The 13,462-nt window shown below is 36.5% G+C and carries 8 protein-coding genes; 6 read left to right on the top strand and 2 right to left on the bottom strand.

Going from position 1 to position 13,462, the window contains the following annotated elements; all coding sequences use genetic code 11:
• Nucleotides 1-52: 52 nt before the first annotated feature.
• A complete protein-coding gene (gene lolA / locus MLC35_RS06390) occupies nt 53-568 on the bottom strand; it encodes a LolA-like outer membrane lipoprotein chaperone (protein ID WP_151900262.1) in 516 nt (171 codons plus the stop codon).
• Between the two features lie 119 nt (nt 569-687).
• Here lolA and secA point away from each other — a divergent pair, with 119 nt between their 5' ends.
• Nucleotides 688-3,279, top strand: a complete 2,592-nt coding sequence (gene secA / locus MLC35_RS06385; protein ID WP_434636230.1) for a preprotein translocase subunit SecA — start codon at nt 688-690, stop codon at nt 3,277-3,279.
• The gene (locus MLC35_RS06380) at nt 3,276-4,478 is read left to right on the top strand and encodes an ABC transporter permease (protein WP_434636228.1); all 1,203 of its coding nucleotides are present in this window, start codon (nt 3,276-3,278) and stop codon (nt 4,476-4,478) included. The genes secA and MLC35_RS06380 overlap by 4 nt, the downstream gene beginning before the upstream one ends.
• A gap of 9 nt (nt 4,479-4,487) precedes the next feature.
• Here the strand turns inward: MLC35_RS06380 and MLC35_RS06375 are convergent, their stop codons facing one another.
• The gene (locus MLC35_RS06375; RefSeq protein WP_434636226.1) at nt 4,488-7,631 is read right to left on the bottom strand and encodes a YhdP family protein; all 3,144 of its coding nucleotides are present in this window, start codon (nt 7,629-7,631) and stop codon (nt 4,488-4,490) included.
• Here MLC35_RS06375 and mltG point away from each other — a divergent pair.
• The 4 genes from mltG (at nt 7,561) to fumC (ending at nt 13,373) form a co-directional block, all read left to right on the top strand.
• Nucleotides 7,561-8,505 carry an endolytic transglycosylase MltG gene (mltG, locus tag MLC35_RS06370; RefSeq protein ID WP_434636224.1) on the top strand — a complete coding sequence of 315 codons (945 nt, stop codon included), beginning with the start codon at nt 7,561-7,563 and terminating at the stop codon, nt 8,503-8,505. The two genes, MLC35_RS06375 and mltG, sit on opposite strands and share 71 nt — an antisense overlap.
• A 131-nt stretch (nt 8,506-8,636) precedes the next feature.
• A complete protein-coding gene (locus MLC35_RS06365) occupies nt 8,637-10,814 on the top strand; it encodes an NADP-dependent isocitrate dehydrogenase (protein WP_434579680.1) in 2,178 nt (725 codons plus the stop codon).
• 207 nt (nt 10,815-11,021) lie between these two features.
• Nucleotides 11,022-11,978 (top strand): malate dehydrogenase, encoded by a 957-nt coding sequence (gene mdh / locus MLC35_RS06360; RefSeq protein ID WP_151900268.1) that lies wholly within the window; start codon nt 11,022-11,024, stop codon nt 11,976-11,978.
• Nucleotides 11,979-11,981: 3 nt separating this feature from the next.
• Nucleotides 11,982-13,373, top strand: a complete 1,392-nt coding sequence (gene fumC, locus MLC35_RS06355) for a class II fumarate hydratase (RefSeq protein WP_434636222.1) — start codon at nt 11,982-11,984, stop codon at nt 13,371-13,373.
• The last annotated feature ends 89 nt before the right edge of the window (nt 13,374-13,462 follow it).

Genomic DNA, 13,462 nt, shown 5'->3' with positions numbered 1-13,462 from the left:
CAAGCTTAACTAGCTGTATGCAAAAACGGACTAAATCCGTTTTTGTTACATATTACTCACTGACTATATCATATTCATCCGGAATATCCGGTACATATTTATCTTGCGATATTTTTTTATTTACTTCTTGGTTTTTAAATACAATCTTTATATCATTTTCAAGTTCATCTTTGTATGAAATAGATTTAATGATGGAATTTTCTGTTTTTATGATGTATTCTTTATTCTGAAAATTCGCTAAATAACTCCCTTTTGCGATCTCTTTTGCATTGTGAATAATTTTAAAAAGATCAAAATCTCCATTAAGATGTTTAATGATGACCTGTTCTAACTCCGGTTCAATAACTACAATTTTATTTTGTAAAATATAAACACTTTTTTGCACAGGTTTTGTATACTGCCAAAGAGCATAACGAGGTTTAGAAGCTGTTACATGCCCCGTATATGTTATCTTCACACCTTTGTCATCTACTATTTTTTGTAAAAAATCTGCTTCAAAACTGTTTATATTTTTTATACTTGCATAGCCAGATGTTATCAACAATGCAGCTAAAATTATTCTTTTCATTTTTCTCCTTTAAAAAGAAATTATAGCAAATTATTCATTTATACTATTTATTAGATTTAATGTGATAAAATAAGAACAATTTCAGCGATTACTATATAGTAACGATAATAAGGTTGCAAATGCTACAAGCATTCATGGGTAAGGTATTTGGTACTGCAAATGACCGAGAATTAAAAAAATATACTAAAAAAGTTAAAAAGATTAATGAACTTGAAAACAAATATGAAGTCTTAAGCGATGATGAGCTTAAACAGGCTTTTGAAGATTTGAAACAAAGTGTACAGAGCGGTGAGAAAACTCTGGATGATGTGCTGTATGATTCTTTTGCCATAACAAGAGAAGCTGCAAAACGTGTTTTGAATATGCGCCATTTTGATGTTCAGCTTATAGGCGGTATGGTTTTGCATGAGGGTAGAATTGCCGAAATGAAAACCGGTGAGGGGAAAACCCTTGTGGCTACACTTGCCATTACTCTCAATGCAATGACAGGCAAGGGCGTTCATTTGGTAACAGTGAATGATTATCTGGCTTCCCGTGATGCAAAAGAGATGGGTGTGCTGTACAATTTTCTGGGCTACAGTGTAGGCACGATTCTCGAAGACATGCATGATCCTGTAGAGAAAAAAGCTGCTTATGATGCAGATATTACCTACGGTACAAACAATGAGTTCGGCTTTGACTATTTACGTGACAATATGAGTTATTCAAAAGACCAGATGGTCCAGCGTGGACACAATTTCGTAATTGTCGATGAAGTGGATTCTATTTTAATTGATGAGGCGAGAACACCTTTGATAATTTCAGGGCCAACAAACAGAAATATGCAGGATTATCTCAAAGCAAACAGAGTTGCTTTGAAATTGAATAAAGAGGAACATTTTACTGTTGATGAAAAAGACAAAGTGATACTGATTACAGAAGAGGGTATCACAAAAGCGGAAGAACTTTTTGGTGTCGAAAATCTTTACAGTGCAGAGAATGCTTCTTTGCCGCATATGCTTGACCAGGCTTTAAAGGCAAATTACCTTTTTGAAAAGGATGTTGATTATGTTGTCAATGACGGGGAAGTGGTTATTGTTGACGAATTTACGGGCCGATTAAGCGAAGGACGTCGTTTTTCTGAAGGACTGCATCAGGCACTTGAAGCCAAAGAGGGTGTAGAAATCAAAGAAGAGACACAAACGCTTGCAGATATTACTTTTCAAAATTATTTCAGAATGTATGACAAACTTGCTGGAATGACAGGTACTGCCGAAACAGAGGCAACAGAATTTGCACAGATTTACAATCTTGATGTTGTTTCCATTCCTACAAATATTCCGATTGCAAGAAAAGATTTGAATGATTTAATATATAAAACAGAAGAAGAGAAATTTACAGCTGTTATTGAGACCATTAAAAAACTGAGCAAATCAGGACAACCTATTTTAATAGGGACGGCTTCTATTGAAAAATCTGAAGTTTTACATGAAATACTGAAGAAGGAAAAAATTGCCCATACTGTTTTAAATGCAAAAAACCATGCACAAGAGAGTGAAATCATTAAACATGCCGGAGCAAAGGGTGCTGTAACCATTGCGACAAATATGGCAGGACGCGGTGTTGACATTAAGGTAAGTGATGAAGTAAAAGAGCTTGGCGGTTTATATATTATCGGAACCGAGAGACATGAAAACCGCCGTATTGACAACCAGTTGCGCGGACGTTCCGGGCGTCAGGGTGATCCCGGAACAACACAGTTTTATCTTTCACTTGAAGACAATCTTTTACGAATATTCGGCAGTGATAAAATCAAGTCCATCATGGAAAGACTCGGTGTTGAAGACGGCGAATATATAGAATCAAGAATGGTAACCCGTGCAGTTGAAAAAGCACAGAAAAAAGTTGAAAATATGCACTATGAAGGGCGTAAGCAAATTGTTGAATATGATGATGTTGCAAATGAGCAAAGAAAAATCGTTTATAAATTCAGAAATCAACTTTTAAGTGATGATTATGATATTGCTGGTAAAATCGATGAAATCAGAGAAGAATATGTTGCAAATCTTTTAGCCCGCTCGGATATATTTGCCGGTGCAGACAAAGAAGATTTTAATCTTGAAAAACTCTCTCAGCTTCTTAAGGAAGAGATGAATTTTGATTTGGATATCGAGCAGTTAAAAGAGCTTGAATACGAAGAGTTGTATGCCAAAGTTACAGAACTGTTAAAAACGTCTTATGATGAAAAGATGGGCGTGTTGGATGAGCAGACAAGACAGGATATAGAAAAAGAGTTTTATCTCAAAGAGTTGGACAATGCCTGGAGAGAACATCTTTATGCAATGGACAATATGAAAACCGGTATTCGTTTGCGTGCATATAATCAAAAAGATCCTCTTGTTGAGTACAAAAAAGAGAGTTTTGGTCTTTTTGGCGAATTAATTAATGATATTAAATTCAATACAATCAAAACCTTGCAGATTATACAGTTCCAGATGGAATCTCCGGAAGAAGAAGCTGCCAGAATTTCCAAACAGCTTGAAGAAGAGAAAAAAGCACAAGAAGCATTGATGCGGCTGAACCATCATGACAATGTGGATATTGATGCCGAAGATGACTTTGTTGTGAGTAAAAAAATAGCAAGAAATGACCCCTGTCCGTGCGGAAGCGGAAAAAAATACAAACAATGCTGTGGAAAAAGCGGTCCGAAAAAAGGTGTTTTTGCTTCTTGAAAAAATCAATAGTTTCTTACCTTGTGAAAAGATTTTTACGCTTTGACAAGGAGCAGCCTTTTATCTTTATATCTGCACTTTTAGCCTTTATAGGAATTACGCTCGGTGTCATGGTACTTCTTATTGCCATGGCACTTATGAATGGTTTTGACAAAGAGTTTAAAGACAAACTGACTGTTATGAACTACCCTTTAACCATCATTCCAAAGTTTTACGGTGCTGTAAACAGCAATCTGCTTATGGATTTGGAAGAGAAATTTCCTTATTTGCAGTTTAGCCCTTACATTCAGTCTTCTGTGATGGCCAGAAGCGGTTCAAGACTTGAAGGCGGGTATCTCTTTGGTGTAAACTTTGAGGATGAAGTGAAAGTCAATTCGGTACTTGCAAAAGCAATTACCGGGCATACTTTTAAAAAATTTGATGTCGTTATCGGAAAAACTCTTAAAGAAGAATTTAATTTACATGTAAATGATAAACTGATGTATATTTTTACAAATGTGGAACCGGGCGGACTCTCTGTTACTCCAAAAATAAAGCGCTTTCAAATCAAGTCGTTTTTTGATTCAGGGCTTTCTGCTTATGATAAAGCATACTCCTACACAACACTGGAGGCTATGCAGACCATAGAGCATATGGCCGCAAATGAATATGACGGTATTCATATATATTCCAAAGATCCACGAAAAGATATAGAAAAAATAAAAAAAGTGCTGCCAATCAGTGTAACAGTAAAAGGCTGGTGGGAAGACAATATGAATTTTTTTGCTGCTTTGGAGATGGAAAAAACTTCTCTTTTTATTGTCCTGATGCTTATTATTCTTATTGCTTCTATCAATATCATATCTTCTCTTTTAATGACTGTAATGAACAGAAGAGGGGAAATAGCACTTTTGCTCTCTTTGGGTGCAACGACATCTGAAATTAAAAAAGTATTTTTGTATTTGGGAATTGTTATAGGAATTACCGGTATTTTAGCCGGTATTGTCTTTGGACTGAGTGGTATATGGCTACTCAGTACTTTTGATATTGTCTCTTTGCCAAAAGATGTTTATCCTACTTCGAGACTTCCTCTGGACTTGACACTTCATGATTTCATTTTTATTGTCGCAGGTGCTTTTGGTATCGTTGTAGCTTCCTCTTATTATCCTGCCAAAAAAGCAAGTGAAGTAGATATACTGACTGTTCTTCGAAATGAGTAGTAAAAATTCCTAAAAGAGTTTTTGAAGCACTTTAAAAGGAAAGGTAAGTGTTCTTTTGATGATATTGAGCGGTGCTACAATAATATCTTTGGCAACCATGGTACTTATAGTAGGATCGCTGAGCTTCCCTGTAACTTTGAGTGTGGTTGATATACTTTTTCCATCAAAAATAATATAACCGACAAGTGGTACTTTTGAGAGATTGCTTCCCAGATCTGTTTTTAAATTTAAAACCAAATTGATACTGTTCTTGTTGATATCCGCACTCCCTTTTCCGAGTATTGTCAGTTCTTTGGATTCAAGATAAATATCTGAAATATCAAAGACACCTTTTTTTGCATGAAATTTCACATAGGCATTCTTTACATGTAAACCTTTTTTACTGTAACCCGGCAGTGAAAAAGTAACAAGAGAGGGTATTGTATTGACAAAAGCCAGGACATTATTGAGAAGTTTATAGTCAATCATTACAGTATCATGCATGTAAAAAACACCCTTGTAGTCTTCAAGTGTTCCATTCATAGAAAAGTCCAGACTCCCACCACTGAATTTAGACGGGGCAAAGAGTTTTTCCATGAATTTATCATTAAAGTTTTCTCCATAAAGATGAAAAGTATTGTTTTCAAGCTTAAACCCTGCGTTTCCTTTTTTGTGAATCAGTTGTGCTGTTAGGATATTATTGTAATATTGCAGATGCATTGTATCTGAAACAGCGTATCGGTTGTTGCCAAGATAAAGATAGGAATCTATCGCATCTACGGAAAGCTTAAAGTTGCTTGTTTTTGCATTTGACTGTGTTGCTATTTGTTTTGCAAGTTTGACAATAGCATCTATATTCAGACCGGCATCATGTATTTTGATTGCAACATCTTTATCTATTTTAATGTGCATTTTCTTGTTTATGTTGAGATAAATTTTTTGTTTTTTTGTAATTTCTCCTCTTACAGTGTAGGTGCTGATTTCCTTGTTTTTGTTGACTAGCAAATGATAAGGATAGTGTAAAGTTGCGCTAAACTGAGTATAGGGGGCATCGTTTTTTTTATAAAAACTGATTTTTCCTTCGTTGAGTTTATATTTTTGTAAAAAAAGTGATTTTTTTGCAAGAATCTCAAGAGCATTAAGTGTTAATTTCCATTGTTTTTCATTGGAAACAAAAGAAGCATCAAGTTCTCGTGAATCTATTGTAATATTTTCGCCGTCAATATATCCGCCTAGCATTATTTTATTGTTTTTATAGAGTATGGCATCTGTTTTTGGGTTTTTCAATACAAAGTCATTTAAACTTATATGTGCTTTTTTTGAATCAAAATCATAATAAGCATAGACTTTTGTACTGATATAATCACTGATTTGTAAAAATGTATGTTTTAAATATATACTTTGTTTATCAAAATTTATATAAAAATTGCTTGCTTTGTATTGCGATCCGTTAACATTGAAAAATATATCTTCCTGTGAAGAGACAGATAAAACCTTGTCGTATTGTATATGTAACGGTGTTACTGTTTGTGTGAGTTCTATACCGCTGTACTGTAGCTTTAAGAGATCTACATCAAGATTTGTTTTAGATGCTTTGAGGTCTATTGTTCCATTGACATATCCATTTGTCATTTTCCAGATATTAAAATACGTTGCGGGTATATTTGCCTGCAGTTTTTTCAGATCAAAATCTACTGAGAGTTTCTCTAATGTAATAATTTTGTTTTTGTATTGCCATTTTGAAGAATCTATATCTATTGTGTCCTGCTTTGGATTAATACGGTAGGCTACATGCAAAGGTCCTTTTTGTGTATCAAGAGAGAGACCCTGTGTCTCTATTTTGTGAAAGTTTAAATTTATTGTTCCTTCTGATTTCTTTGCATTAAAGCTTACATATACATTCGCCGCAGCAATCTCTTTGTATTTTGCCTGCATTTTATCTATCAGCACATCATAATTATCAAGATGTACATGTGTATTGAAAATATCTATATTCAGTCCAAGGTAGTCAAAGTTTGCTTTTTTGGTATAAAAGTCTCCTTTGGCATCTACATCAATTGTATGCAGGTTGACCTCTATCGTTAAATCTGTATTGACTGTTCCTTTTCTTTGTAAAAAAGGCAGTTTTATTTTGTAGGTGTTCAATACATGTAACATGTCTTTGTTAAGCATACCTTCAAACAGCAAATGCAGTGTTAAAAGTTCTTCTTTTTTATTGAAGTCAATTTTAAGCCAGCTTTTTCCTAAATGCATGCCATACGTCAAAGCATTTTGAGGTTTTATATATAAAACACCCTTTTTAAATTCAAGGTTTGTCTGCTTGCTTTTTACAGCCTCAAGTTTTGGATTGTATGTATAGATAAGTTTTTGTGCAACTGCCTGTATATATATGTTTTTATAAGCATTTTGCAAATCACTATAATCAATAAAACCATGAAATTTTTGAATATCAAGATATTGCATTTTAATGGCAGTATATGCCCAGTATATTACTTCTTTTGGCAAATGTGCGATTTTTATAAGGTGAGAAATATCAGTTATGTGTTTGTTGCTGACAACATTGTAGATGAGTTGTTTCGCATCTGCAATTGCATAAACAGTAAGGTTTGCATCATTATGAATATCAAGGTCAATTTTTGTGTATACTTTTTGTGCCTGTGTATCAAAAATAACACTGCCTTTTATAGTGACAGCCCTTTTTTTGTCTTGAAACTTTTTTATTGAGACTGTAAGCAGATCTGTTTTTGCATAAATCTTCGATTCAAAATCAAAATCGGGAGATTGAAAAACAAAAAAGCCCTGATCACTACTCGTGTATTTAAAAGAGCCTGTGGCATTTCCAAATACTATGTTACTGACAACAAGAGAGCGAAACCAGTGTGTTGTTTGCGTAACAATTTTAAGATATTTACTGAATTCTTTAAAACTGACATTGTTCGCAGTTTTGTTTTTTTGTCTGTCAATTTTTAAGGTTTTAACAGAAACAGTAAGTCTGTCATCCCATTTGATATAAACATTTTTTGCATGAATATTTGATATAGAAACATTATCAAGATATAATCCATTTTGTAAAACTATAAACAAACCAACAAGAAGAAGAAACATGAAAGTAAAAAAAACAGCTATACTCGCGTATGTTTTCGCAATAATCTTTGTGATTGCATTATCTTTCATGTATTACCTTAATAAACCTATTTATACGCCCAAAGTCCTCTACATTCCTGCAGGCTCTATTAATAAAATTATAACACAATTGCAGTCTAAAAATTATGATGTCTGTAAAATCGATTCTTTTCTTTTACGGATGATTGGCTCCCCTCAAAGCGGATGGATAAATTTACAGACAAGGGTTAATACCAAAGCGGATTTTTTATATAAACTGACAAGATCCAAAGCAGCTTTGCAAAATGTTACACTTATTCCGGGAGAGACTACCTATATATTTTTAAATCAACTGGCAAGTAATTTGCATCTCAACAGACAAAAATTACAAAATGAATTCAACAAGCATGCTCCAATAAAAGAGGGCGTTTTTATTCCTGATACCTACAGACTTCCTTTGGGTATTACGGAAAAAGAGCTTATAAAAGTGTTACTAAACAGCTCACACAAAAAAATGAAAGAACTCTCTCTAAAGTTTTTCGGCAATTATAATCAAAAGAAATGGTTTCGATATGTAGCAATAGCTTCAATAATTCAAAAAGAATCAGCCAGTGCAAAAGAGATGCCTTTGGTGAGTTCTGTTATATACAACAGAATAAACAAAGGAATGAAACTGCAAATGGACGGAACGCTTAATTACGGAAAGTATTCGCACCAAAAGGTCACACCCTACCGAATTAAAAATGATACTACAACATACAATACATACAGACATGCAGGGCTCCCAACTGCTCCTGTTTGCAATGTAAGTATTGATGCCATACGGGCTGCGGTATTTCCGAAAAAAACCAAGTATCTCTATTTTATGAAATCCAAAAACGGAACACATGACTTTACATGTAACTATTCTACACATTTGCGCAACATAAAGCGTGCTACAAAATGAAACAAAAAAGAAAGATAATGTGAACTTTTTCCTGTCAATGCCCGGTTTGTTTCTCTTAAGTGTTATTATTTAATTCGTAAAGTTCATAAATATATAATTTATGAATAAATATTAACTCAGAAGGACAGAACATGTCAAAAATTATTTGGTCAAAAATTGATGAAGCTCCGGCTTTAGCAACATATTCTTTATTGCCAATCGTAAATGCTTTTACTAAAGAAGCAGGTGTAGAAGTTGTAACTAGTGATATTTCACTTGCAGGGAGAGTTTTAGCAGCAATGGGTCTTGCAGAAGACGAGTTGTCTAAGCTTGGTGAACTTGTGCAAAAACCGGAAGCGAACATTATTAAGCTTCCAAATATTTCTGCTTCAGTTGGTCAATTAAAAGATTGTATTGCGGAACTTCAGTCTCAAGGGTATGATATTCCGAATTACCCGGAAAATCCTGCAAATGCCCAAGAGGAAGCTATCCAGGCTAAATACAGTACTTGTCTTGGTTCTGCAGTCAATCCTGTCCTTCGTGAAGGAAACTCTGACAGACGCGCAGCACATGCAGTTAAAAAATATGCACAAAAACATCCACACAGACTGAAGCCTTTTGCTGAAAACTCAAAAGCTTATGTTGCTCACATGAACGGTGACGGTGATTTTTATGCAAATGAACAGTCAGTAACTATGGACAAAGCGCAAAAAGTGACAATTGCATTAAACGGCAAAGAGTTAAAAACTATTGATGCTCTTGAGAAAGAAATTCTTGACGGTACATTTATGTCAGTGAAAAAGTTAAGAGCATTTATCCAAAAAAGTATTGATGAGGCAAAAGAGAAAGGTGTTATATGGTCTATTCACCTCAAAGCCACAATGATGAAAATCTCTGATCCGATTATGTTTGGTCATGCATTCCAGGTTTTCTTCAAAGAAGTTTTTGACAAATACGCAGATTTATTCGCTGAATTAGGTGTTAATCCAAATCTTGGTATGAGTGATTTGGAGAAAAAAATTGCCGGTCACCCAAAAGAAGCAGAAATCAAAGCTGCTTTCCAGGCAGTAGTTGATGCTGATGCACCGAGAATTGCTATGGTTGACTCTGACAAAGGGACAACAAACTTCAATGCTTCAAATGATGTAATTATTGATGCGTCTATGCCTGTTGTTGTACGTGAAGGCGGTAAGCAGTGGGACAGAACAGGTGCGGCTGATGAGTGTGTTGCTGTTATTCCTGACAGTACCTATGCAATGTTTCACCAAGAGATGGTAGCTGACTGTGTGAAAAACGGCCAATATGATGTAACTACTATGGGTAATGTTGCAAATGTCGGACTTATGGCACAAAAAGCAGAAGAGTATGGTTCTCACCCGACAACTTTTGAACTTGAAGAAGACGGCACAGTGACAGTAACGGCTGAAGACGGTACAGAACTTATGAAATTTGAGTGTGAAAAAGGCGATATCTGGAGAATGTCCCGTGTGAAAGACATTCCGATTCAAGACTGGGTGCGTTTGGCGGTTGAACGTGCAAGAATTACAGGAAATCCTGCCGTATTCTGGTTGGATGAAGATCGTGCACATGATGCGCAGATGATTAAAAAAGTAAACAAATACTTAAATGACCATGACACGACAGGTTTGGATATTAAAATCATGGATGTTGCTTCTGCTACAAGATTCACAAACGAAAGAGTAAGAGCAGGCAAAGACACAATCTCTGTAACCGGTAATGTTCTTCGTGACCACTTGACAGATATGTACCCGATTTTAGAGCTTGGAACATCTGCAAAAATGCTTTCAATTGTTCCATTGTTAGCCGGTGGCGGTCTGTTTGAAACAGGTGCCGGCGGATCTGCTCCTAAACATGTGGATCAGTTCTTAGAGTGCGGTCACCTCAGATGGGATTCATTAGGTGAGTTTTTAGCATTGGCTGAGTCACTTAGAATGATGTACCAAAAAAGTGAAGACAGCAAAATCGGTGCATTGACAGAAGGTCTTGACAAAGCAAACGAAGGTTACCTTGACAATGATAAAGCGCCGAGCAGAAAATGCGGTGAGCCTGATAACAAAGCGTCTCATTACTGGGTAGCACGCTACTGGGCTGAGGCACTCAGTACACAGACTGCTGACACTGCTTTGGCAGAGAAGTTTACGCCGATTGCCGAAACACTTATCAAAAATGAAGAAAAAATTCTTTCCGAGCTTGCTGCTGCGGAAGGTTCTCCGAAAGATATCGGTGGGTATTTCCACCCGGATGATGCCAAAGCTGAAAAAGCAATGCGTCCGTCTGCAACATTGAATGCAATAATTGATTCAATCTAAGTTGAATTATATTGTGCGTAAGGTATACTTACGCACGATATTCCTCTTTTTTATGTAACTCTTATTTTAACAGGTGCTATATACAAAAGATGAATGCCGTTTCATCTAAACTTTCGATGTCTGAATATACTTAAATGTTATGTGTTCGCACATATTGTTTAAGTGTACTGTACTGGTCATCATACTATTTAATATTAAGGAGCATATATGAGTCAAGGAAAAAGAGTAGGGATAGTAGGTGCTGGTAATGTTGGTGCAACAGTAGCATACTCTCTGGCAATGCTTGGATCGTGTCATGAAATTATTCTTCGTGACAATAAAATAGATGTAGCAAAAGGAAAGGCTCTCGATATGTCTCAGGCAGCTTCTGCTGTAAGAAGTCATACCGTGGTTAAAGTTGCTGAAGAGATGTCGGATCTGGTTGACTGTGATGTTGTTGTTGTAACTGCCGGCAGTCCAAGACTTCCAGGTATGAGTCGTGATGACTTATTGATGATAAATGCAAAAATTACAAAAGAAGTTATAAAAGGTATTGCAAAATACTCTCCAAATGCAGTTGTTATCATGGTTTCAAATCCGCTTGATGCGATGACATATGTAGCACTTAAAGAGAGTGGATTTGACAGAAGCCGTGTTATCGGAATGGCTGGAATCCTGGACAGTTCAAGAATGGCAGCATTTATACAGGAAAAGCTTGGTTACGGCGGAGGGCAGATTCGTGCTTCGGTTATGGGCGGACACGGAGATGATATGGTGCCGCTCCCTCGCTACTCCACTGTAGCGGGTGTACCGCTTTCTGATGTACTGACGAATGATGAAATTGCCGAAATTGTTGACAGAACCCGCCACGGCGGTGCTGAAATTGTGGGATACCTAAAAACAGGTTCAGCTTATTATGCGCCTGCAAAATCAACAGCGATTATGGTGGATGCAATTTTAAAAGATACAAAACAGATTCACCCTTGTGCGGTATGCCTTGAAGGTGAATATGGTTACAGTGATGTAGTTTCGGGAGTTCCTGTAATGCTTGGTGCAAAGGGTGCTGAAAAAATCATTGAAGTGACACTCGATGAAAAAGAAAAAGCAATGTTTGCAAAATCCTGTAAATCAGTTCAGGATTTGATAGATACATTAAAAGAAAATAATTTTTTTGAAGGGAAGTAAAGAATGAAGAGCCGTATAGAAAAAGACACCATGGGTGAAATCGAAGTACCTCAAGATGCTTATTGGGGTGCGCAGACACAAAGAAGTATTCAAAACTTTAAAATCGGTGAAGAAAAAATGCCGTATGAGATTACCCGTGCATTTTCATACCTGAAAAAAGCTGTGGCACTTGTCAATAAAGACCTGGGAAAACTCGATGCAAAAAAAGCAGATGCAATTGCGCAGGCTGCTGATGACATGCTGGCAGGAAAACTTGACGGAAACTATCCGCTTGTTGTATGGCAGACCGGTTCAGGTACGCAGTCAAATATGAACAACAATGAAGTGCTTGCAAATCGTGCTACAGAAATACTCGGCGGAGATTTTAGAAAAGAGAAACTGGTACATCCGAATGATGATGTTAACAAGTCACAGTCTTCAAATGATACATATCCGACTGCTTTACATGTAGCGGCTGTTATCGCTGTTGAAGAGAATCTTCTTCCTGCTATTGCCAAACTTAAAGCTACTTTACAGGCAAAAAGTGAAGCGTTTGCCCATATAGTGAAAATAGGCCGCACACACCTGCAGGATGCTACTCCTTTAACTCTTGGACAGGAAATAAGCGGTTGGGTTGAAATGCTGAGCAAATGTGAAAAGATGGCAAAAGACTCTCTTGAAGCAGTCAGAGAGTTGGCACTTGGCGGTACCGCAGTCGGAACAGGGCTTAACGCTCATCCCGAACTTGGTGAAAGAGTTGCTAGAAAGCTCAGTGAATTGACAGGGCATGAATTTGTGACAGCACCAAACAAATTTCACGCACTCACTTCCCATGATGCACTTGTTTTTGCTCACGGTGCGCTCAAAGCACTTGCTGCTGATATGATGAAAATAGCAAATGATGTGCGATGGTTGGCATCAGGTCCCCGTTGCGGCCTTGGTGAAATTGAAATTCCTGCAAATGAGCCTGGAAGTTCTATTATGCCGGGAAAAGTAAATCCTACACAAAGTGAAGCGGTAACAATGGTTACCTGTCAGGTTATGGGAAATGATGCAACAATAGGCTTTGCAGCAAGTCAGGGAAATTTTGAATTAAATGTTTTTAAACCTGTTATAGCATATAATTTTTTACAGTCTGTGCGTCTTTTAAGTGACTCAATCATATCATTTAATGATAATGCGGCTGTGGGAATCAAACCTGTTGAGGCAAAAATAGATCATTATTTACATGATTCATTGATGCTTGTAACAGCTTTGAACCCATATATCGGATATGAAAATGCAGCTAAAATTGCAAAAACTGCGCATGCAAACAATTCAACATTGAAAGAGACAGCTGTTGAACTCGGGCTTTTGACACCTGAACAGTTTGACGAATATGTAAAACCGGAAGAGATGATTGCACCTAAGGCTTAAAAGCCAATGCAAGCGAGGAACTAAATTCCGAGTCGTATAAGGCTTAAAAGCCAATGCAAGCGAGGAACTAAATTCCGAGTCGTATAAGG

This window comes from Sulfurimonas sp. NW7 (assembly GCF_051132265.1).
Taxonomy (GTDB): domain Bacteria; phylum Campylobacterota; class Campylobacteria; order Campylobacterales; family Sulfurimonadaceae; genus Sulfurimonas; species Sulfurimonas hydrogeniphila.
The sequence above is the reverse complement of the archived record's forward strand: the minus strand, read 5'-3'. Positions and strand labels throughout refer to the sequence as shown.

Bases quoted from the DNA above. Each gene is read 5' to 3' on its own strand.
- lolA (WP_151900262.1), bottom strand. From the start codon at position 568: ATGAAAAGAATAATTTTAGCTGCATTGTTGATAACATCTGGCTATGCA.
- secA (WP_434636230.1), top strand. From the start codon at position 688: ATGCTACAAGCATTCATGGGTAAGGTATTTGGTACTGCAAATGACCGA.
- mltG (WP_434636224.1), top strand. From the start codon at position 7,561: ATGAAAGTAAAAAAAACAGCTATACTCGCGTATGTTTTCGCAATAATC.
- MLC35_RS06375 (WP_434636226.1), bottom strand. From the start codon at position 7,631: ATGAAAGATAATGCAATCACAAAGATTATTGCGAAAACATACGCGAGT.
- MLC35_RS06365 (WP_434579680.1), top strand. From the start codon at position 8,637: ATGTCAAAAATTATTTGGTCAAAAATTGATGAAGCTCCGGCTTTAGCA.
- mdh (WP_151900268.1), top strand. From the start codon at position 11,022: ATGAGTCAAGGAAAAAGAGTAGGGATAGTAGGTGCTGGTAATGTTGGT.
- fumC (WP_434636222.1), top strand. From the start codon at position 11,982: ATGAAGAGCCGTATAGAAAAAGACACCATGGGTGAAATCGAAGTACCT.